The 21,172-nt window shown below is 70.3% G+C and carries 19 protein-coding genes; 12 read left to right on the forward strand and 7 right to left on the reverse strand.

Annotated elements, in window-relative coordinates; translation table 11 throughout:
- Nucleotides 1–104 precede the first annotated feature (104 nt).
- From O2W14_RS18170 to O2W14_RS18180, 3 genes are all read right to left on the reverse strand, one after another.
- Nucleotides 105–773, reverse strand: a complete 669-nt coding sequence (locus O2W14_RS18170; protein ID WP_269177530.1) for a hypothetical protein — start codon at nucleotides 771–773, stop codon at nucleotides 105–107.
- 270 nt (nucleotides 774–1,043) lie between these two features.
- Entirely contained in the window at nucleotides 1,044–1,820 is a 777-nt protein-coding gene (locus O2W14_RS18175; protein ID WP_269177531.1) for a hypothetical protein, read from the reverse strand.
- A gap of 2 nt (nucleotides 1,821–1,822) precedes the next feature.
- Entirely contained in the window at nucleotides 1,823–2,554 is a 732-nt protein-coding gene (locus O2W14_RS18180) for a hypothetical protein (protein ID WP_269177532.1), read from the reverse strand.
- A gap of 670 nt (nucleotides 2,555–3,224) precedes the next feature.
- Between O2W14_RS18180 and O2W14_RS18185 the strand changes: the two genes are divergently transcribed.
- The 5 genes from O2W14_RS18185 (at nucleotide 3,225) to O2W14_RS18205 (ending at nucleotide 10,134) form a co-directional block, all read left to right on the forward strand.
- Nucleotides 3,225–4,046 carry a hypothetical protein gene (locus tag O2W14_RS18185; RefSeq protein ID WP_269177533.1) on the forward strand — a complete coding sequence of 274 codons (822 nt, stop codon included), beginning with the start codon at nucleotides 3,225–3,227 and terminating at the stop codon, nucleotides 4,044–4,046.
- A 92-nt stretch (nucleotides 4,047–4,138) separates the two neighbouring features.
- Nucleotides 4,139–5,374, forward strand: a complete 1,236-nt coding sequence (locus O2W14_RS18190; protein WP_269177534.1) for a DNA cytosine methyltransferase — start codon at nucleotides 4,139–4,141, stop codon at nucleotides 5,372–5,374.
- 27 nt (nucleotides 5,375–5,401) lie between these two features.
- Nucleotides 5,402–5,842, forward strand: a complete 441-nt coding sequence (locus tag O2W14_RS18195; RefSeq protein WP_269177535.1) for a very short patch repair endonuclease — start codon at nucleotides 5,402–5,404, stop codon at nucleotides 5,840–5,842.
- Between the two features lie 889 nt (nucleotides 5,843–6,731).
- Nucleotides 6,732–8,231 carry a GmrSD restriction endonuclease domain-containing protein gene (locus tag O2W14_RS18200; protein ID WP_269177536.1) on the forward strand — a complete coding sequence of 500 codons (1,500 nt, stop codon included), beginning with the start codon at nucleotides 6,732–6,734 and terminating at the stop codon, nucleotides 8,229–8,231.
- A 682-nt stretch (nucleotides 8,232–8,913) separates the two neighbouring features.
- Nucleotides 8,914–10,134 carry an oxidoreductase gene (locus O2W14_RS18205; protein WP_269177537.1) on the forward strand — a complete coding sequence of 407 codons (1,221 nt, stop codon included), beginning with the start codon at nucleotides 8,914–8,916 and terminating at the stop codon, nucleotides 10,132–10,134.
- A gap of 54 nt (nucleotides 10,135–10,188) precedes the next feature.
- Here O2W14_RS18205 and O2W14_RS18210 read toward each other — a convergent pair whose 3' ends face one another.
- Nucleotides 10,189–10,728, reverse strand: coding sequence for a GIY-YIG nuclease family protein (locus O2W14_RS18210; RefSeq protein WP_269177538.1), 540 nt, complete (start codon nucleotides 10,726–10,728; stop codon nucleotides 10,189–10,191).
- A gap of 80 nt (nucleotides 10,729–10,808) precedes the next feature.
- Nucleotides 10,809–12,359, reverse strand: coding sequence for a helicase HerA-like domain-containing protein (locus O2W14_RS18215; protein ID WP_269177539.1), 1,551 nt, complete (start codon nucleotides 12,357–12,359; stop codon nucleotides 10,809–10,811).
- A 179-nt stretch (nucleotides 12,360–12,538) separates the two neighbouring features.
- Here O2W14_RS18215 and O2W14_RS18220 point away from each other — a divergent pair, with 179 nt between their 5' ends.
- The 4 genes from O2W14_RS18220 (at nucleotide 12,539) to O2W14_RS18235 (ending at nucleotide 16,098) form a co-directional block, all read left to right on the forward strand.
- Nucleotides 12,539–13,510, forward strand: coding sequence for an ABC transporter substrate-binding protein (locus O2W14_RS18220; RefSeq protein ID WP_269177540.1), 972 nt, complete (start codon nucleotides 12,539–12,541; stop codon nucleotides 13,508–13,510).
- Nucleotides 13,511–13,569: 59 nt separating this feature from the next.
- Entirely contained in the window at nucleotides 13,570–14,436 is an 867-nt protein-coding gene (locus O2W14_RS18225; RefSeq protein WP_269177541.1) for an ABC transporter permease, read from the forward strand.
- Between the two features lie 8 nt (nucleotides 14,437–14,444).
- Entirely contained in the window at nucleotides 14,445–15,230 is a 786-nt protein-coding gene (locus O2W14_RS18230; RefSeq protein ID WP_269177542.1) for an ABC transporter ATP-binding protein, read from the forward strand.
- Nucleotides 15,231–15,321: 91 nt separating this feature from the next.
- Entirely contained in the window at nucleotides 15,322–16,098 is a 777-nt protein-coding gene (locus O2W14_RS18235) for an Hpt domain-containing response regulator (RefSeq protein ID WP_269177543.1), read from the forward strand.
- 18 nt (nucleotides 16,099–16,116) lie between these two features.
- On the opposite strand, the gene O2W14_RS18240 is transcribed toward O2W14_RS18235, so the two are convergent.
- Nucleotides 16,117–16,524 (reverse strand): hypothetical protein, encoded by a 408-nt coding sequence (locus tag O2W14_RS18240; RefSeq protein ID WP_269177544.1) that lies wholly within the window; start codon nucleotides 16,522–16,524, stop codon nucleotides 16,117–16,119.
- 206 nt (nucleotides 16,525–16,730) lie between these two features.
- Here O2W14_RS18240 and O2W14_RS18245 point away from each other — a divergent pair, with 206 nt between their 5' ends.
- The gene (locus tag O2W14_RS18245) at nucleotides 16,731–17,171 is read left to right on the forward strand and encodes a hypothetical protein (RefSeq protein ID WP_269177545.1); all 441 of its coding nucleotides are present in this window, start codon (nucleotides 16,731–16,733) and stop codon (nucleotides 17,169–17,171) included.
- A 178-nt stretch (nucleotides 17,172–17,349) separates the two neighbouring features.
- On the opposite strand, the gene O2W14_RS18250 is transcribed toward O2W14_RS18245, so the two are convergent.
- Nucleotides 17,350–20,019: a S8 family serine peptidase gene (locus tag O2W14_RS18250; protein WP_269177546.1), complete on the reverse strand. Its 2,670-nt coding sequence runs from the start codon at nucleotides 20,017–20,019 to the stop codon at nucleotides 17,350–17,352.
- A gap of 146 nt (nucleotides 20,020–20,165) precedes the next feature.
- On the opposite strand from O2W14_RS18250, the gene O2W14_RS18255 reads away from it, so the two are divergent.
- On the forward strand, nucleotides 20,166–20,453 hold the full coding sequence (locus O2W14_RS18255) for a hypothetical protein (RefSeq protein ID WP_269177547.1): 288 nt from the start codon (nucleotides 20,166–20,168) through the stop codon (nucleotides 20,451–20,453).
- 9 nt (nucleotides 20,454–20,462) lie between these two features.
- A complete protein-coding gene (locus tag O2W14_RS18260; RefSeq protein WP_269177548.1) occupies nucleotides 20,463–21,080 on the forward strand; it encodes a GNAT family N-acetyltransferase in 618 nt (205 codons plus the stop codon).
- The last annotated feature ends 92 nt before the right edge of the window (nucleotides 21,081–21,172 follow it).

The following is a 21,172-nucleotide window of genomic DNA, read 5'->3' on the forward strand; positions in this document are numbered from 1 at the left end:
CAAGAGGTTGAACCGCCATCGAGGCGTCCCCTTAGCTGCCCTATGTAGCCCGGACGTCCTGCTGGTGCAGGGCAAGGCGAGTACCTTGAAAGGCGGCAGGCGGGTCAGGCCGCTGCGGCGAGCCTGGACCGCATCGTGGCGAACATGGCGACTTCACCGGTCAGCCAGGCGTCGAAGTGCTGACTGCGGATGGGTTGTGGTCGGTGAAGCTTGGCTCGGCGGACGTCGAGTACGCCGTGGTCGAGTGAGGGGTTGGTGCGCTCGAGGATGCGCAACATGGCCTCGGCGGCGTCCGTGGTGAGCGGGGCTTCCTTCAGGTATGTGGCCATCTCCCGATTGTCCGATCCGTCCTTGAGCAGGGCGGCGATGCGCGCGCGGACGTCGGCCCTCGGATGCCCCCAGACGGCCGACTCCCGATAGCGCGGCGCAAGGTTTTTTCGCGCCGTCCACCGCATCAGCCCGTCAATGAGGTGTGCATAGTGTTGAAGCCTGGGCTTGGTCGCCAAGGCGGCGGCTCGGTGCAGGTGTAGCTGATCGTTTTGAGTGGGGACTGCCTCAACGAAGGCGTCCCGCCAACCCTTGTAGACGTCGTGGCCGGGGCCATAGTCGCGGTTGTAGAGGGCGATCGCCTGCCGTAAAACGGCGATCTTGGCCGACGATGGGGCGACGACGAAGTCCCCAAACTTACCGAGAGTGCCTGCCGGACGAGTGGTCTCACCTAGCTTCTGGTCAGTACCTGGTGGAGCTGGGGATAGTTGGGAGATGAGTGTCACCTGGCGTTCCGACAATCCGGATGTCGTCTTCACACCGGGTGGCGGTGCGGGCACTCGTCATGCTCTAGCAACTTCGGGCCGGGGGTACCGGGCTGCCCGAGCAGCTACCTGAAGCGCGGTCGGGCCACTCCCCGTAGGCGCCGCCTCAACAGCAAGGACTGGAGGCATCTCACGGTCAAGCTGTGCCGGTGACCGCAGGTCTGGGCGCTGGTAGTCCAGCGCCCAGACCTGGGTCGTCCAACCCGTTGCTGGTGCTCTGTGCCGGAGTAGTCAGTCGACGTCAAGGTCGATGACGTATCCGGGTTGAGGTGACCGGGTCTCGGGGTGGAGCTCATCGAGGACCCGTTGGGCCGCCCGCTGGATCTGTTCGAGATTTTCCGCGAATCGGTCACGGTACGTGCGTGGGAGCTGATCGATCACACCGCTCAGCTCGAGCAGGTCGACCACCATCCTCGACAGCGCCACGTTGCCCTTGATGGCCCGTTCGGCCAGCCGGACGTTGAGTTCGGGAGCGAGCGCATCCGCGCGCGCCTGTTGCTCTTGAAGCCGGAGTTCCGCTCGCGCCTTGGTTAGCTGCTCTGATTCGATGGCACGTGCTGCGGCGACCACCCGCCGGGATCGCTCCCTGGAGCGCGTAAGTACCGCCTGCTGCACGTCCTTGTTGGTCAGCAGCTCCTCGACGCGGGCAACCTGGTCTCGGACCCGACCCGAGAGGTTGTCGTCCATCTCGTCGTTCAGGAGAAGGTCGACACGGTTCGGTCGGGCGGCGTACTTCGAGTGCTTGGCGTGGCTGATGTCGAGGAATCGGCTGCCTGGCGGCCAGGCGGCCGACGTCCGGTGACAGTCCTTGATGAGGCCCAACGTCAGGCCGGTCCGGCCGGCGAAGTCCTCCAGGAGTCGCTGCGCTGCGCTGCGGGTGGCTCGATCGCTTCCAGGCGGTACAGCCGCGATGCACAGGTCGCCAACGACCCAGCGGTCGGGAGGGGAATCCGCCTGGGCCAGGCGGATCCCCTCCTCCACCAGGGCCTCCCAGTTCGGGGAGGTCATCGTCAGCGCTTGACGGCACCCGGCCCGAGGGCCTTGGCAGTCGCGGGGCCACCGGCCTGCAGTCCGGCGAAGTCCGGCGTGGCCACCTGCATCAGGTTGCTCACCGCGGTCGTGACGCTGCTGCCCAGCTCCTTCTTGAGCCGGTCGCTGATGCCGTCAAATGCAAGTGCCACCATCATGCAGTCGTCCCGGACGCCTCCGCTGACCTTAACGAGCTGGTCGCCGCGCGGTCGCACGTACCACTCGATGATCAGGTCGTGGTCGTCGGTCGCGGCCTTGAGGGTCACCGGAACACCCTCTCGGGACACCTTGGCTTCGACCAGCAGCAGCCCCTTGGTCACGATGAGCTTTTGCGCCGCCCCTGCGCGACTCGTGCGGCTCAGTGAGCCCCAGAGCAGAGTCCCGAGGTCGGTGACGGCCTGGACCCGCTCCTCGAGGTCGGGATGCTCCTTCGGGTCCTTCTTAAGCAGTTCCTGCTCGTCGTCTTTGAGCTCAGTGGCGCCCAGGAAACCAGGCAGCACCGCCTCGACGACCTCGGTCTTGGACAGGCCCTTGGCGATGAAGTCGGCCTTGCGGTCGAGGATGTCTCGCTTCGACGCGCGAACCGGATGCTGCGTGAAGATGGTCTGCAGCTGAGCGGCCAGGAGGTCCTGCCGGAGGTTGCCGGTCTCCTCGTCCAGGTAGCCCTGGACTGCCAGGGCGTCGCGTGCGATCTCGTTGTCGCGCCAAGACATGATAGTGCTCCTCAATCTCGTGCGGGTCGGCTCCCCAGTTGGAGCGTGGCCGATCAGAGGAGGCAGACCGTAGCGTCTGGCGACCGGGAGCACAACCCCTGGAACGCTCCGGCTTATGTCACCGCCCCGCGGGCGCCTGCAGGGCGGCGACCACCCGGTCGGCGGCCTGGTCGGGCGCTTCGTGCTCCCAGATGCGCAGCACCTGCCAGCCCGCCTCAATCAGCCGCATCGCGTTCGCGGCGAGACGATCAAACGACGTTCCGGCGGTTCCGCGAAAACGCCACACATGGCGGAGGGTCGAACACCTCAACCTCAGGAGCTGACTGTCGACGGGCAAACTGTGTGGTTGGCACGCAGCTCGCGTGGTATGAGTCAGCCCAGCGTGGACGTGGGGAACGGTAGCTGCGGCGTCTGCCAGCTGCCCGTGCGCAAGGAAGCGCACCTCGGTCGTCGGTAGCTCATTGCATCAGTTCGTCCGCACGCGCCTGCCGGCCGCGGCACTCGGCCAGCCCCGGAACGTCTCATCTCTGCCCTATGAAGCCCCAGCGGCAGATGCCGTCAGATGAGGCATCCGGAAATCTGACGCCTGAGCTACCTCTCCCGCTCCTGGGCCCCAGAAGGCCAGCGACGGGTCAGCTACGCGGCTGAGGGGGTCGTTACCGTCGACGGCGTGCGAAGGCACGTCGCCGAGGCGGCCCCTTCCAGCGACTCCCCGCGTGTCACGCAGCATCGCGCCGATTTTTTCTGTCACTTTCAAGGGGTGACATCCCCCTTCAATCAGGACGACCAGCGCGAGCGGGCGATGGTCGCGGTGCTTAACCTCGACCAGCGGCCGGACCGCGGTCGGTCGGATGAGGATGCGCACATGGACCTCGCGGTGGACGGCGAGGCCGTTCGTCTGCAGTTCGAGCTCAAGTCCGCGCCCGTCAACGGCGACTTCGGCACCGGCCGCGACACCGGCATAGCACAGCTTCGACGTTGGTCGCTCATGCACTTTGTATTCGCCTGGTTCCTCCCGCGCGACAATGTGCCGCAGCGGCTTTGGTACGGCTCTCCAGTGATGATGCGCGACTGGAACAGGGCAGAGCAGGACTATCTCGCGCCTGATCTTGTATTGACCCGGCGACTTCCCGAGATGGTGGGGGAAGAGATGCTGGACCGCCTGCTGGGGCCAAACGACATCTACACCTATGATGAGCTTCGCCGCCTTCTCAAAGACCAATGGAACGCGAGTGCCGCAAATGGCCGGCCAAATCGCTACTTGGAAAACGCCGACGTGCTTCGCGCCCCCCGAGCCGTTGACTGCCTCTACAGCCGCCAGACGGCTCTGGAGGCGGTCCGCGAGCGCGCTCACTACCTGCTGGCTCGCGGCAGCACCGTGAACAACCGCAAGATTAGCCGCCGGTATGTGATGGACCACTGCCAGGAGATCACGGGACCCCGGTGGTCGTACAACTTTGAGCAGGCCGTCTTGCAAGCCGTAGGCGCCTAGCTGCGCGAGGCGTGCCGGCCGCCCATGCGAAGCGAGCGACGCCACCGCCCCACCACCCGCGTTCTGTCATACCTGGCACATACCATCAGCGCGTGTCGAGCAACGAGCCGCTGGCCTGGGAAGATGAGCAGACCGACCTAGCCGTCGAGGGGTTGGTGCCCAGCCGCATCCCCTCGACTCACCCGTTGCACCAGCCGCGGTCGCTGACCGCTCGGGAGCGCGAGCGGTACCGCCGCATGGCCCAGCGCAGCCGTGAGCAGTCCCGGCGGGCGGCCGCCGGGGAACTGGACTCTCTACACGAGGTCAACGTCCCGACGCTGGACACCCGCGACCTGATGCCCCGGCTTGAGCCGAGCGGCCTTCGCGCCCTAAGCCTCTACTCGGGCGGCGGCGGCCTGGACGTGGCTTTCGAGCGGGCGGGGCTGGAGCACGTCGCCAGCTACGAGATACTCGACCACGCGGCTTCGACGCTTGCGCGCAATCGTCCCGAGTGGGAGGTCCACGGCGGCGCCGACGGCGACGTTCACGGGGTGCAATGGAGGGACTGGCGTGGGAAGGTCGACGTCCTCCATGGAGGGCCCCCGTGTCAGCCGTTCAGTAATGCCGGGCGCCAGCAGGGCCACCTCGACCCCCGCGACTGCTGGCCCGCAACGGTCAAGGCGATCCGAGCTATCCAGCCTGTGGCTTTCGTCGCCGAGAACGTACCTGCGCTAGCCAGCACGAAGTTCGCTCAGTACGTGCGCGAGGTGATCACCGAGCCGCTCGAGCGATCCCGGCCGCGCTACTATGTGCACCGCGTCGTGCTCGAGGCGAGAAGCTTTGGCGTGCCACAGGTGCGCAAGCGGGTCGTCTTCATCGGCTTCCGCTCCAAAAAGGCGTACGACGCCTTCTGCGCACCTGCCCCCACACACGCGTGGAACAATCCCGAGAGCGACCTGCCGCCGACTATGGGCGTGCGCGAGGCGCTCGGGCTGCCTCAGGTGGACGAGTACCCCGATGGCCTCGCTCCTACGGTCCGCAGCGGGCTGACCGGACCGCGGTACACAACAAGCATCTGCAACTCGACCAGTGCCGCCAAGTCGTGGGCGACCCTCGGGCTTTGGCCTAACGGTGTTGCCGCCACTCGTGAGGCGGCCAGTGCCTTTCCCACCGACAGCGGCGCCTTCCGGCTCAGCGTGGCTGACGTCGCATTGATTCAGGGCTTTCCGCCCACCTGGATCTGGCCGACCGCCGTCTATCAGGCCGTCGGGCAAATCGGCAACGCGGTGCCGCCGCCCCTGGGTTGGGCTGTCGCTAAGTCCGTCACGGAGGCCTTGGCGTTGGCCTGATCGGGGCGGTGGCGGGAGGATAAGTAGGTGTCTGCCAAGCCCGTTTCGCCGTCGTGGGCATCGTCGGAGTCTGCGCGGCGCACGATGGTCGCCAACCGCGGGCGCGACACCGCGCTCGAGCTGGCTATCCGCTCGCTGGTGCATGCCCGGGGGCTGCGCTACTTCGTGAGCCGGCGGCCGCTAAAGGGCCTGCGGCGGACGGCGGACATGGTGTTCCCCGGTCGGCGAGTCGCGGTCTTTCTCGACGGCTGCTTTTGGCACCAGTGTCCCGAGCACTTCCACATGCCTGCGACAAACCGCGCCTACTGGGAGCCCAAGATCGCTCGAAATGTCGAACGCGACCGCGAGACCGATCAACGCCTGACCGAGGCCGACTGGCGGGTGCTGCGCTTTTGGGAACACGAGGACCCGGCGGCCGTCGCGGACCGCATCGAGCGGGTTGTGAGAGAAAGTGCCGTCGATCATTGATGCGCGGAGTCCGTCACGGTTCGGTCCTCCGCGGCTAGCCGGCTCGGCTCGCGACCGTCTCCGCACGTGGCGGCCGGAGAAGACTGCGAGCCGACTCCGAGCCCAGGCGTGGATGTTGGTCACACCTGGGCCCGGGACCTCTTCCCGGCCATGTCGACGGTCCTCTGTGCCCGTCGGACACTCGACTATGTCATTGATGACGTCGTGAACAGGATGAGCAAAACTTCGGCTCAAGCTTTCGCAGCTTTTTCGCCCCGCACTCGATGCGTTCGAGCTGCTGTATCCAACCGGTTGTAACTTTTCTCAGCTATTTGGGCGACGAGGGAGTGCAACCTGAGGTGGAGGTGCTTGGGCCCAACGACTTGGCCACCTGCATGGCCCGCTCGCCTGTTTGCGGGACCGGCCCAGCGCCGACGGCGCCGACCACACGACTCACCTGAACGCCGCCGAGCCGAGCACGCCGGCACCGCTCCCTGGCGTCCGGCTCGGCTCAGGATTGCGGCGTCGACCGCTAAGCAGGAGTCAATGCAGCCGGCAGCGGCACCAACCGCTAGCGCGCAGACTCCCCGTCCACCCGCAGCGAGTACTGCGTCGTCAGCGACGCCCCTATTGCCTGTTGAGCGCCGTAGGTCCGGCGGTCCCGTCCGCTCTAATCCACTAAGCACGCCGACCCGGTCAGGACGAATCCGCAGCAGGTGCCGCGGCTCCAAATCCGGCTCGGCGAAGGACACCTACCGCTCGCTGGGCACACTGTAGCGGTCATCGTTGCGACAAGCTGGCGGTACACCGCGTTGGTCAACCCCATCAGGGGTTAGGGCAGGCGCAGACGGGTGGTTGGCTCGGCACACTGCCGATAGTCTCGCTCAGGAACCCTAGTGCGGAGGATTAAGTGAGCGAAGAAGGCATCAGCAACTTGTACGACTGCGACTCCTGCGGATACCGCTACGCCCCGGCCGACTTCGGCGGGACAGCATTAGACGATCAGGTTCATTTCGAGTGCCCGGTTTGCCAGGCAAGCGTCGACCACTTTCATCTCTTTATGCCACCCTCGAACGACGTGGTCGAAGCTAGCGATGGGGATGCCGACCCGCTCAAGACGGTGGACCCGAGTGGTCCGCGACTCATGTATATAAAGGCCAGCGAGCCAAATCTCAGCAGCTTACATATCGAGTTCACGAAGAAGCGGCTTAATACTCAACCGGATTTTCAGCGCTACGAGGTCTGGTCGTCGCAGAAGAAGAGTGCACTCATCGAGTCGATCCTTCTTGATCTCCCAGTGCCACAGGTGTTTTTAGCGCAGGAAGAAAATAATACCTTCGTTGTCATCGACGGCCAACAGCGCCTTATGGCGGTTTTCCGCTTTATGCAGGATGAGTACCAGCTCCGCGGAGTCACCAAGACCCTGGAAGGTAAAAAGTATTCAGACCTCTCAGACGAATTGCAGAGCAAGCTCGACAATTATGAGTTGCGTGTTGTCCGGATTCTGAAAGAGTCCGACCCGGATGTGAAGTTCTCTCTTTTTCAGCGACTGAACGAGGGGTCAATCAGCCTGAATGACCAGGAGCTTCGCAACTGTGTTCAGAGAGGCCCGTACAACGAGTTCATCAAAGAGTTGGCTGAGGACCCGGCCTGGCGAGCGCTTCTGCGGCTTAAGCGGCGACACCCTCGCATGGTGGACGTCGAACTCGTGCTCCGGTTCATGGCCTTCCGCGACCAGCAGTACATGGCCCACCCCGACAAGAAGACCGGTCAGTTCCTAGACAAGCAAATGTCTCTAGGGTCGACCTATAAGGAGAAAGATTTTAGGGCTGCCAAGCGCGACTTCAAGCAGGCGGTGGAGCTGGCTCGCACGGTCTTCGGCGAGCATGCATGCCGGCGATTCGTCGCGGGAACCGATAAGAGGACGACCGGTTCGTGGGATGCCAAGGTCAATCGCGCGCTCATGGACGTTCAGCTATGGGGACTGGGACGCTACCCCAAAGGGGTTTACGTAAAGAACGCGGACGCCGTTCGGGAAGCCGCCATTGAGCTGATGTCCCAACCCGAGTTCTCTGACCTTGTCTCGCACACGATCTCTGAGTTCAAGCGAGTCGAGCGTCGTTTCGACCTTTGGAAGTCGATGCTCGACTCAGTCCTCGCTGGGTCCGACCAGGGGCCGCGCACCTTCTCTAGGGTAGAGCGCGAACTCGCCTTCGCTGCCGATCCAGTGTGCGCCGAGTGCGGGCAAAAGATTCAGTCAATCGACGATGCCCACATGGACCATAAGCTCGCGTATAGCAAAGGCGGCAAGACTGATCCCTCGAATGGGGCACTGACTCACCGCTTCTGCAATCTGTCCAAGCAGGCCGGACCCGCCCAGGCGGCCGCCACTATGCAGCAGAGGGCCTGATCGGGACTGGAAGTGGAAGTGGCGTCACAACCGTGGAATTCGACTGCTCGGGCTGATACCTCCGTACGGGCTCTCTTCCTTGGCCGTTCCCGCGTTAGCGTCTGCGCAGCGTGCTTCACGCCGTCATGAGCCTGTCCGGCCGCAACGGCGCGTGGCGCGAGTCCGTCCGGCAGACGGCGACCAGCCGAGCGCCGGGCCGGGCGGCGACCGGGTGCACGACGTCCGCGCGTCGTATCGGGCGCGGTCCTTGGCCACCTGCTTGCGCGATCAGTCGATCCGGTCCCCTGCCCAGCCGGAGAAGACGCTCGGGTGGAGTTCAGCCAGGACTAGCACGCCAACGGCCGCATACGCGGGCGCGGTGAGTCCGGGCTGGGTGCGCTCGCAGGCGGCTAGGGCCTACAGAATGACCCGGTGGAACAGCTTGACCGGCCTTCCGACGTCCGAGCCGGATGAGACCACCTCGCCACCGCACAACCAGTCGCAACACATCTGCATCCCCATCAGCTCCCGCAGCGACGCCCCGGCTGTTCTTGACGGTTGTGCGATCGGAACACCGCGGACCCAATTCGCACACTCACCGAGCAGCACCGTGCGGAGAAGTTGACCGACGTCCCCGGCGTCCGTAACCGGAGCGGAGCGAGAGGGAGGTCGACTCGGAGCACCGACTTCGAGAGGACCGCCCGTGCCCGACCTCTTCTCCCCTTTAACGCTCAAGGGCGTGACGCTGCGCAACCGCATCGCCATGTCGCCGATGACCATGTACGGCTCGGTCGACGGCAAGATGGACGACTACCACGTCATGTACCTCGGGGCCCGCGCCGCCGGTGGCTTCGGGCTGGTCTTCCCCGAGCAGATCGCCATCACCCCCGACGGCCGCACCACCACCTCCTGCGCCGGCATCTGGGACGACGACCAGATCGAGGGCCACCAGCGCGTCACCTCGATCATCAAGCGCTTCGGCGGGGTCGCGGGCATCCAGCTCGGCCACACCGGCCGCAAGGGCAGCGAGGTCCCGCCGCACAAGGAGACCAACGCGCGGGGCGGTTGGAAGGCCCTCCCGCCGGACCACCCGGACGGCTGGCAGACCGTCGGCCCCTCCAGCATCCCCGCTGGCGGTGACCACACCTTCCCGGTGCACGCCCTCACCGTGGACGAGATCAAGTCGCTGCACCGCAGCTACGCCGACGCCGCCCGCCGCGCCGCCGACGCCGGCTACGAGTGGCTGGAGATGCACTTCGCGCACGGCTACCTCGCCGCCAGCTTCTTCTCACCGCTCGCCAACCAGCGCACCGACGAGTACGGCGGGAGCAACCGCAACCGGGCGCGCTTCCTGCTCGAGGCCCTCGACGCCGTCCGGGAGGTCTGGCCCGAGCAGCTCCCGCTGACCATGCGGCTGGGCTCGGACGACTTCCACCCCGCCGGCACCCAGTTCGAGGACTCCATCGAGGCCATCGGCTGGATGAAGGAACACGGCTTGGACCTCGCCGACCTGTCCATGGGCGGCAACACCGACGACATGGTCAACCCGGCGTTCTTCAACGAGCCGGCCGGCTTCGTCTCCCGCGCCACCCGGGTGCGCCGCGAGGTGGGCATCCCGGTCGCGACCAGCTGGAACCTCGGCGTCCCGCAGACCGCCGACACCGTCATCCGCCAGGAGCTCATCGACATCGCCATGATCGGGCGCCCGGCGCTGTCCAACCCGCACTGGCCGGTCTGGGCCGCCCGCGAGCTCGGCCACGAGGCGCCCTTCGACCTGGTGCCGGCCGACTGGCGCTGGTGGCTGTCGAACTTCCGCGGCCACGCCCCGAGCATCGGGCTGCCGCCCACCCCGGCCGAGGTCCGCGCCGCCGCCGAGGCCGACGTCCCGATCGCCGAGTTCGGCGAGGTGCCGGTCAGCGCCTGAGCGAGTGCCGCCCCGGTCATGCGGCTGGGGCGGCACTCCGCCCAGCGGGGCCGCTCAGGCCCGGGCGGCGGCCCGCCAGCGCTTGCGTGCCGCCTGCACGACCGGGTGCAGCGGGTCAGCCGGGTCCTCGGCCAGGTTGAACGGCGGCTCCAGCTCGGCGACGACCGCGGCCTCGACCGTCCACGGCTCGGGGTGCTCGGCCCACGTCAGGTCGAGCTTCTCCGCCATCCACTCCGACAGCGCCAGTTCGTCCCGGTTGACCAGCACCGGCTTCGTCGTCCAGCGGCTCTGCCAGCCCTGCCGCTCGCTCAGCAGCGCGGCGAGCGTCCGGCGCAACGCTGAGGTCGCCGTCGTCCCGCGGAGGTGCTCCCCCAGCACCCGGCTGCGCAACGTCGCCCTCGCCTCGACCCCGTTGGGCGCTGTGCCGACGTGGAGCAGCTGCAGCGGCGCCGTCGGGTGCCGCGGCCCGGAGATCCCGGGCAGCGCACCGAAGCGGGCCCACACGGCGTACAGCCCGGGCTCGTCGGGCACGGTCGTGCGGGCCTCGTCCAGCGACACGGGCAGCGAGAGCAGGGCGTCGCGCACGGGGTCCATGCCGACAGTGAAGCGCCCGGGAGGCCCGGACGGCGACGGCGGGCTCCGAGGTGAGCGCCCCGAAGCCCGATCCCCGCACGTCAGCGGGGGCGCCGGCGAGTGCCGAAGAGGCCCCGGGTGATCTCCCGGCCCAGGGACGACGCCGCGGAGCGTGCGAACGACTTGAACGCCGCCGAGCCGAGGACCTGCTTGACGACGCTCTCCTCCTCCGGCTCGGGCTCCGGCTCAGCCCGCCGGGCCGGCTCCTCCTCGACCGGTGGCGGCGCGGGAGGTGCGAGCCGGGCGGCCAGCCGCTCGTACGCCGACCCCCGGTCCACCGGCTGGCCGTACTTCGCCTGCAGCGGCGAGCTCGCCACCGCCTGCTGCAGCACCGCCGGCTCCACCGGGCCCATCAGCGACCGGGGCGAGCGCAGCATCGTCCAGGCGACCGGGGTCGGCGTCCCGCGGTCCGACAGCACCGTCACCGCGGCCTCGCCGATGCCCAGCGACGTCAGCATCTCGGCGATGTCGTAGTCCTTGGACTTCGGGAACGTCTTCACCGTCTTACGCAGCGCGTCGGCGTCCTCGGGGGTGAAGGTGCGCAGCGCGTGCTGCACCCGGTTGCCCAGCTGACCCAGCACCGCCGAGGGCACGTCGGTCGGGTTCTGCGTGACGAAGAAGATGCCGACGCCCTTCGACCGGATCAGCCGCACGGTCTGGGTCACCGACTCCAGGAACGCCTTGCTCGCACCGGAGAACAGCAGGTGTGCCTCGTCGAAGAAGAACACCAGCTTCGGCTTGTCGACGTCGCCGACCTCGGGCAGCTCCTCGAACAACTCGGCCAGCAGCCACATCAGGAACGTCGAGAACAGCGCCGGCCGGTCCTGCACCGCGGCCAGCTCCACAGCGCTGATCACCCCGCGCCCGTCCGCGCCGACCCGCATCAGGTCGGTCGGCTCCCACTCGGGCTCGCCGAAGAAGACGTCGCCGCCCAGCTCCTGCAGTCCGATCAGCTCGCGCAGCAGCACGCCGGCGGTGCTCGCCGACAGCCCGCCCAGCGCCTTGAGCTCCGGCTTGCCCTCGTCGCTGACCAGCCAGCTGATCACCGAGCGGAGGTCCTTGAGGTCCAGCAACGGCAGCCCCGCGCCGTCGGCGTAGTGGAAGACCAGCCCGAGCGAGCTCTCCTGCGTCGCGTTCAGGTCCAGCACCTTGGCCAGCAGCGTCGGGCCGAACTGCGTCATCGTCGCCCGCACCGGCACCCCGGGGCCGATTCCGCCCAGCGACAGGAACTCAGTCGGGAACGCCGACCCCGTCCAGCTGTCGGCGGTGTTCGCCGCGCGCTGGGTGACCCGGTCTCCCCCGGCGCCCGGCGCCGACAGGCCGCTCAGGTCGCCCTTCACGTCGGCGACCACGACCGGGACGCCGGCCGCCGACAGCTGCTCGGCCAGCAGCTGCAGCGTCTTCGTCTTGCCCGTGCCGGTCGCGCCGGCGATCAGGCCGTGCCGGTTGAGCATCGCCAGCGGCACGCGCACCTGGGCCTCGGGGTGCGGCTGACCGTCGTGGACCACCGAACCGAGCACCAGCGACGGACCGGCCGTCTCGTAGCCGGCGGCGATCCGCGTCGCGGCGTCTTCAGGGTAGGGCTGCGTCACCGTGCGGACATTAGTGCCGCGTAGCGCCCCCGGCAGGCGGGGTCAGCCCCGCCCGGACAGGTCACACCTCGGTCACGTCATGGGCTCGTTACCGAGCGGACACAGCCTGCGCACACCCAGCCCGTTGAGTCCACGGCGACGGCGCACCGCGCGCCGTCCGCCGCCTCCGAGGAGTCCCGTTGAGCCCCTCCACCGTCCGCCGCGCGATCGCCGGCACCGCCGTCGCCGCCGCCGTCCTCTCCCTCGCCGCCTGCGGCGGTTCCGATGCAGAGGCGGCCGCATCTGGCAGCGGCGAGACCCAGACGGTCACCGTCGGCACCCTCCGCGGCCAGCCGCACTTCTACGCACCGTTCCTCTACGAGGAGCACGCCGTCGACGGGGTCGAGTTCGAGGTGGTCACCCTGGACAGCACCCCGGCGCTCACCGACGCGGTCTCCTCCGGCACCGTCGACTTCGCCATCACCGGCGTCACCGCCACCATCTCCGGCATCTCCCAGGACCGGGACCTCAAGATCGTCGCCTCGGCGGCCGACGGCGGTTCCGGCTTCATCGGCGGCGACGAGATCCAGAGCGTGACCGACCTGGTGGGCAAGAAGGTCGGCTACATCCAGGGCAGCGCCCCCGAGGTCGCGATGCGGCTGATCCTGGCCGAGAACGACGTCGACCCCGCCAGCTTGGAGCTGATCGCCGTCCCGCCGCCGGAGATGGCCTCGGCCTTCAACAGCGGCTCGGTCGACGCCTTCTTCGGCACCGAGATCGCCGTCTCGCTGGCCACCGCGGCCGGCGGCCACTCGATCACCGACCCCTACGCCACCCCCATCGGCAAGGTGAACATCGGCCTGGTCACCACCGGCACGAAGGTGACCGAGGACCCCGAACTGGTGCAGAAGGTCGTCGACACGCACGCCGCCACCACCGCGTACATGACCGACAACATCGACGAGTGGCTGCCGGAGATGGTCAAGGAGTTCGGCGGTGACCAGGCGGTGCTCGAGTCGGCCCTGAAGAACTTCTTCCTGCGCGCCGACCTGAGCACGGAGTACCAGGACCAGGTCGAGGCGCTCGCGGGCGCGATGGTCGAGCTCGGCCTCATCGAGACCGCCCCGCCCGCCGCCGACCTCGTCGACGCCACGTTCGCACCCGAGGCCTGACCCACCGGGACGCCGGCGCAGCCCGCGCCGGCGTCCCGCCCCAGCCGGGAGGAAGCACCATGACCACCACCGCCGTCCCCGTGTCGGCCGCCGTCCCGACGGCGCCGGCCGCGCCGAGACCGAAGCGCAACGGCCGGCTGCGCACCGTGCTGCTCGGGCTGCCGGTACCGCTGCTGTTCCTGCTGCTCTGGCACCTGGGCCGGGAGGGGAAATGGGAGCTGCCCTTCGGCATCCGGATGGGCTTCCTCCCCTATCCCGCCGACGTCGCCGGCGGGCTGGTCAACTACGTCGCCGGCACCCGGGACAACGCCTTCTCCAGCCTGCTCTGGGAGGACCTGCCGGCCAGCGCGCTGCGCGTGTTCTCCGGCTTCGCCCTGGCCACCGCGATCGCCGTCCCGCTCGGCGTGCTGATGGGCCGCTCGACCACCATCAACGCGCTCTTCGACCCGATGATCAACCTCTTCCGGCCCATCCCGGCGACCGCCTGGGTGCCGCTGGTCGCCCTGCTCATCGGCTACGGCGACCAGGCCTCGATCTTCCTGATCACGCTGTCGGCCTTCTTCCCGATCGTGCTCGGCACGATCAGCGGCGCCCGCCAGGTGCCCGAGCGGCTGCTGGAGGCCGCCCGGATGCTCGGCACCTCCGGCGCCGGGACGCTGCTGCGGGTGGTGCTGCCGGCCGCGGCACCGGCCATCGTCAACGGCATGCGGGTGGGCCTTGGCCTGTCCTGGGTGATCCTCGTGCTCAGCGAGACCACCGGCGTCTCGACCGGCCTGGGCTCGACCATCTTCCTGGCCCGCGACGTCGTCCAGACCGACCAGATCGTCGTCGGGATGATCTGCATCGCCGTCGCCGGGTTCCTCTCCGACCGGTTGCTGATGGGCGTCTTCCGCGTCCTGTTCCGCGACCGTCCGCTGATCAAGTAGGAGCCGAGATGGACCACCTGACTGCCGGCCGCACCGCCGACGTGCGCATCAGCGGCCTGGGCAAGACCTACGACGGCGGCGTCGCCGCGATGGCCGATGTCGACCTGACCATCGCCTCCGGTGAGTTCGTCGCCGTGGTCGGCGCCAGCGGCTGCGGCAAGAGCACGCTGCTGCGCATCCTGGCCGGCTTCGAGCGGCCCACCGCCGGCAGCGTCGAGGTGGGCGGGACGCCGGTCACCGGGCCCGGCCCCGACCGCGGCGTCGTCTTCCAGGACTACGGGCTGTTCCCGTGGCTGTCGGTGCGGGAGAACGTCGCCTACGGGCCGTCCCGGAAGAAGCTCCCCAAGGCCGAGGTCGCCGCGGTCACCGACCGGTTCATCGCCGCCGTCGGGCTCACCCGGTTCGCCGGGAAGTACCCCGCGCAGCTGTCGGGGGGCATGCAGCAGCGGGTGGCGATCGCCCGGGTGCTGGCCAACGACCCGTCGCTGCTGCTCATGGACGAGCCGTTCGGCGCCCTCGACGCGCTCACCCGCACCGACCTGCAGGCCGAGCTCAAGCGGATCCACGTCGAGACCCGGACGACGGTCGTGTTCGTGACGCACTCGATCGAGGAGGCCGTCTACCTCGCCGACCGGGTCGTGGTGATGACCGGCGGTGCCTCGCACGGGGTGCCCGGGCACGTGCAGGCCGTCGTCCCGGTCGACCTCGCCGACCGGGACGTCACCTCACCGGCGTTCAACGAGGTCAAGCGGCAGATCGCCGCGCTGGTGCACACGGTGCACGCGCCGGTCTGAGGCCCGTCCTCACCCGGCGGGGTGAGGACGGGGGCCACCACCTGCGGCTCCCCCACCTGGACGTCGACAACTCGTGCAGAGGGCTCAGTTGATGGCGACCGCCGTCCCCGACATGCGCAACGAGGAGACGACCGTGGCCAACGTGCTGGTGGTGGAGGACGAGGACGTCACGCGCCTCATGCTCGAGTCCCGGTTGACGATCGCCGGGCACCACGTCCGGGCCGCCGCCTCGATGGACGAGGCGCAGGAGCTGATGGAGCTCGTGTTCAGCCCCGAGGTCCTGGTCACCGACATGTTCATGCCCGGCGGCAGCGGCCTGGCCCTGGCCTCCGCCGTCCGGCGTGACCCGCTGCACGCCGACCTGCCGGTGATCTTCCTCAGCGCCCGGGCGTTGCCCGGCGACGTCGAGGCCGGTACCGCGCTCGACGCCACCTACCTGGCCAAGCCCGTGGCGATGACCGACCTCACCCAGGCGATCGACACCGCCCTCGACATCTCGGCCGCCGCCCGCGGCGAGGTGGTCCGTGAACACGCCACCGGCCTGTGGAACGACGAGGACGACGCCGAGCGCGAGCTCTACGCCCGGCTGCTCACCCTCTTCGTCGAGCAGTCCCCCGAGATGCTGGCCGTGGTCGTCGACGCCATGCGCGACCGGGACGCCGTCGCGGTCGAGGCCACCGCCCACCGGCTCCGCGGCGCAGCCGCCAGCCTGGGTGCGGGCCCGCTGGCCCGGCTCTGCGAGACGCTCGAGGACGCCGGCCGCGCCCGCGACCTGCCCCCACTGGCACCCCTGCTCAGCCCGCTGCGGCGCGAGCTCGAGGTGACCCGCCAGGTCTTCACCGAACTGGCCGCCGAGCTCGCCGGCTGACCGCGTCCCCGCGTGCGGTCAGCCGTGCCGGGTGAGCGGACGGACGACGGGACGCGGCGGCGCCGGGCGCAGCGCCGTGCGGCGGTGCTCGTGGACGACGACCAGCGTGCCGCCGCGGGCGGTGTCGCACAGCGCCTCGAACACCACCGGGTCCAGCAGCGCCGTCTCGATGCGGCCGCGCACACCGGTCTCGGCGACCGCCCGCGCCACCTGCTCCTCCAGCGCGGCCTCGGCCAGCCCGCGCTCCACGTCGTCGGCCCGGCGGTCCACCACCGCGCAGGCGAGCACCGAGCCCTCCTGACGCGCGGCGTCCCGCAGGGCGCGCACCAGCTCCACGGAGGTCGCCGCCGTGCCGTCGAGTGCGACGACGATCCGGGACCGCGCGCGCCGGGACGGCCGGCTGCCGACCACCTCCGCTGACGTCATGCAGGGATGGTGGGGCCTGCGGACCGCCACGGACAGGTCCCGGTACCGACCGGTTCCGCTGAGAGCGCGCTCACGGACAGTCCGTGACCGGCCGAGCCCAATGCGTGACCTGAGCCGACGGTGTGGCCGTCACTTCGGTGGACGGCCACCGTGCCTGTGGACGACGCCCGACGGCAGGTCGACGACGCGCAGCACAGTGCCCGACCATGCGCACCCGACCCCGCCCCGACGTCCCGGTCACCAGCGATGCCGAGCTCACCGCCCGGTGGCGCGACCTGCTCCACCTCGACGGTCCGCCGTCCGAGCGCAGGCTGTTCCTCGCCTGGCTCCGGCCGGACGGCACGATGGTGGAGGTGCTGATCCCGGTCGAGGAGCTCCCCCTCGAACCCGACCGGGTGGCCCTCGGCAACATCGCCGGCCTGCACGCGGTCGTCGCCGAGTCCGAGGGGATCGACGAGGCGGGACTGCACCTGGCCACCTGCCTGGAGCGGCCCGGGCCGCCGACACCCACCCCGGACGACGAGGCCTGGTGCGCCGCGATCGAGTCGATCCTCCGCGGCCGCGACGGCGTCGACTGCAGCATGCACGTCGGCGACGGTCGCACCGCCGTCCCCCTGCTGTCGCGGCGCACCTGGCCCTCGCCCTGACCTCAGCGGTCCAGGGAGCGATGTCGTCCTGGGTGGAGGCCCCGGTGGCCTCCATGTCGTACTGGGCGGTCTGCTCGTCAACCGTGGCGACGTCGCGATGCAGGGTCACCCCACCGGGTCCACGACAGCCGACTGCCCCCGGTGCGAGCACGCACCGGGGACAGTCGGGGACCTCAGGTCAGACGGCCAGGCCGCTGCACGCCGAGGAGCAGTTCACCTTCCACACCGCCGGGGCGAGGGAGGCGAACAGCGGCGAGCGCACCAGTCGCTGCCCACCCGGCGTGACCACCGGTCCCGGCGGGGTCGCCGACGGGCTGGGCTGGGTGGTCGGTGTCGGTGTGGGAGCCGGCGTCGTGGGAGGCGCCGGGGTCGACGACACGTACGTCAGGCCCGCGGTGAGCACCGAGGAGGTGCCGTCGGGGGCGAACACGTACACGTCGTAGGTGCCGGCGACCAGCTTCGGCGTCGTGAAGGCCACCTGGCTGGACGACGCGCTCGTCACCGTCGCCGGCGCGGTCAGGCCGACCCGCACGCGGGCCCCGGCCGGGACGGCGCCCCCGCTGATCGTCACCCGGGTGCCTCCGGCCGCGTCGACGCGGGTCGGGCTGATCGAGGTCAGCTTCGCCGCCCCGACCTGCGGATAGGTCTTCACCCCACCGGTGTCCGGCGCCGTGCCGCCGGCCGGCGGCGCGGTGGTCGGTGCGGTGGGCGGCGTGGTGCCCGACGGCCCGGGGGTCGGCGCCGCCGTGGCCGGGGGCTGGGGCGCACCGGTCGGGGACGTCGGCCGCGCGCTGGTCGGACCGGCCGGCACCGACGGGGCGGGGGCCGCCGTCGTCGGGGCGGCCGGTGCCCGCGTGCCCGTCGGGGCCGGGGCGCCCGAGGGAGGCGCGGCCGACGTCGGCGCGGTGCCCGTGGTCGGGACGGCCGGCGGAGGCACGACCGGGCTGGGACCCGCCGTCGGTGCGACCGGGCCGGGGCCGGACGCGGTCGGCCGAGGGCTCGTGGTCGGCGTCGCCGGGGTGGTGGTCCGCGGCGCCGTCGTGGGCGCCGGGACGCCCGGGGCCGGGGAGCCGGTCGGGGCCGCGGACGGCGCCGTGGACGGCGCAGTGCCCGCCGGCGGCGGGGTGGCGGCGGCCGCGCCCACCAGCAGCGGCGCGGCGTACGGGCGACCGACCGGGACACCGTCCCGGCGCAGCTGCGCCAGCAGCACGTACCGGCCGTCGGTCAGCTCCGCGGTCGGGCTGAGCACCAGCGAGCCGAGGCTCGGGCGCCCGCCGAGGGGGAAGGTGGCCTGGCCGTCCTCGCCGGTGCGCAGCGTCGTCCCGTTCAGGGTGAGCGCCTGGTCGGCGACCGCCATGACCTCACCGGCGTGCTCCAGGCCCAGGCCCAGGGTCACCGCGTAGTCGCCGGCCGGGGCGGTGCCGCTGACGGCCAGCTGCGGGGAGACGACGCCGGCCTCGGCGGTCATCCGGGTGAACGTGTAGCGCACCTCGGCCGCGGCGTTGCCCAGCGCGGTCAGCGACAGCCGCCCGCCGGTGACCGAACGGCCGGCGAAGGCCGGCACCGGCTGGGTGTCGGCGAACAGCTTCGCCTTCAGCTGGGCGGGCGTGGCGTCGGGGTGCTGCGCCCGGTAGAGCGCGAACGCCGCCGCCACCTGCGGGGAGGCGATGCTGGTGCCGCTGACCAGGAAGTACCCGCCGTTGTTCAGCGGGGCGAAGACCAGGTCGCCGGGGGCGAAGAGGTCCACGGAGCGTGCGCCGTAGGCGGAGAAGCCGGCGATCGTGTCGCCGGGCGTGCTGGCGCCCACCGTGACCATGTTCTCCAGGTCCAGGCTGGCCGGGTACATCGGGACGGCGTCCCGGTTGTTCGCGTCGTTGCCGGCCGCCACCACGACCACGACGCCCTTGCTGTTGGCGTACCGGATGGCGTCGGTGAGGATCTGCACCCCGCCGTTGCCGCCCCAGCTGGCGTTGACGACGTCGGCGCCGTTGTCGGCGGCGTACCGGATCGCCTGGGCACCGGCGTAGACGTCGACGCTCTGCCCGGAGCCGACCACCAGCGGCATGATCGTGACGTCGGGGGCCACGCCGGCGGTCCCGGTGCCGTTGCCGGCCCGGGCGCCCACGGCCCCGGCGACCGAGGTGCCGTGGCTGTTGTCGCCGCCGCCGTTGGTGACGTCGGCGGTGTTGGCGTAGAAGTTCCAGCCGTGGCAGTCCCCGGCCAGGCCGTTGCGGTCGGTGTCGACCGAACCGCACACCTCGTCCGGGTTGGTCCACAGCGAACCGGCCAGGTCCGGGTGGTTGACCATCATCCCGCTGTCGACGACCGCGACGACCGTGCCGCGGCCGGTGCCGGCCTGCCAGCCCGTGGGGGCGGCGACGTCGGCTCCGGCCACCGCCGGCTTGGTGTGCGAGTTCGTGCCGGTGTTGAGCAGGTTGTAGCCGTACGTCGACCAGTACGGGTCGCTGATGGTCGCGGCGGCGACGGTGCCCGGCTCGGACACGACCACCTCCGCGCCCGGGACGACGGCGGACAGGTCACCGGGCACCAGGCCCTCGGTGGCCACCAGGGCCGAGCCGTCGAACAGCCGCTGCGCCGACACGACCCGCGGGGTGGCCTGCAGCGCGGCCAGCTGCTCGTCGGACACCGCGCTCACGACCAGCCGGGTCAGTCCGTCGCCGGCCGGGCCGAAGTCCGCGGCGGTGACTGCGGTCGGCAGGTCCTGCAGCGCCAGTGCGTCGACGGCGGCCGCGACGCCGAAGCCGGTGGCCGCGGCCGCCAGCACGGCGACCGCCTTCACCCGGCCCGAGGCCGTCGTGCCGCCGCGCAGGTGCGGTGATGTGCCCATCAGCTGTGTCCCGTCTCGCTCAGGTCCCACTCAGGGATCGAGGGGGCATCGGCCGACGGCGGCCGGAGCTGGATGCCCCGTCCGGGTGATCTCCTCCGCGACGGGACCGGTCCCACCCGCCGTCCGGACTGCCGATGACCAGGTGCATGAGCACCACCCCGACCGACGCCCTGGACGACTGGCTCACCGAGCTGAACGGCGGCGAGTCCTCCATGCGCCGGTTGCGGGCGAAGCTGCGCACCGAGGCCGCCCTCGACGACAACTGCTGCCCCACCTGCCAGCGCCCGCCCTCCGACGACGCCCCGCACACCGGCCACCTGACCGCCGAGCCGGGCGACCCACCGGCCGCTCAGCCGGCCGACTCCCCGACCGACCGACCGCGGTCACCACTGCTCGCACGCGTGGCCGCCGCCAGGAGCCGGGTCCGGCGCTAGGTCGCCGCCGTGCCCGGACCCGACCTGACGGGCTCGTCGATCACCGTCGTCCCGGCGAACCAGGCCTCCTGGGCGGACCTGCAGGCCGTCTTCGGCGACCGCGGCGAGGCCGCCCGCTGCCGGTGCCAGTGGTTCAAGCACCCCGGCCGGGCCTGGTACGCCGTGCCGGTCGAGCAGCGGGCCGCCGACCTGCGCGCCGACACGCACTGCGGCGACCCCACCGCCCCGAGCACCACCGGGCTGGTCGCCTCCCTGGACGGCGAGCCCGCCGGCTGGTGCGCCGTGGAGCCCCGCACCGCTTATCCCCGGCTGCGTGGCCAGCGGGTCGCCTGGCCCGGCCGGGACGAGGACCCCGACGACGCGGGCGCCTGGGCGGTCACCTGCTTCGTCACCCGCGCCGGGTACCGGCGACGCGGGGTCAGCCGGGCGCTCGCCGCCGCGGCCGTCGACTTCGCCCGGGACCGCGGTGCCCGGGCGCTCGAGGGCTACCCGATGGTCACCGAGGGCGGGGCCGAGGTCACCTGGGGCGAGCTGTTCGTGGGCAGCCGCAGCGTCTTCACCGCCGCCGGCTTCACCGAGGTCAGCCGGCCCACAACCCGCCGCGTCGTCATGCGCATCGACTTCTGACGCCCCGCGCGCAGCCATGTGACGGCGTACTCCTGGAGGCGTAGGCGGGGGCGGGCAAGAGCCGCCGCGCGGACGACGACCGGCGGGCCCGC

The organism is Modestobacter sp. VKM Ac-2986 (assembly GCF_026967795.1).
Classification (GTDB): Bacteria; Actinomycetota; Actinomycetes; order Mycobacteriales; family Geodermatophilaceae; genus Modestobacter.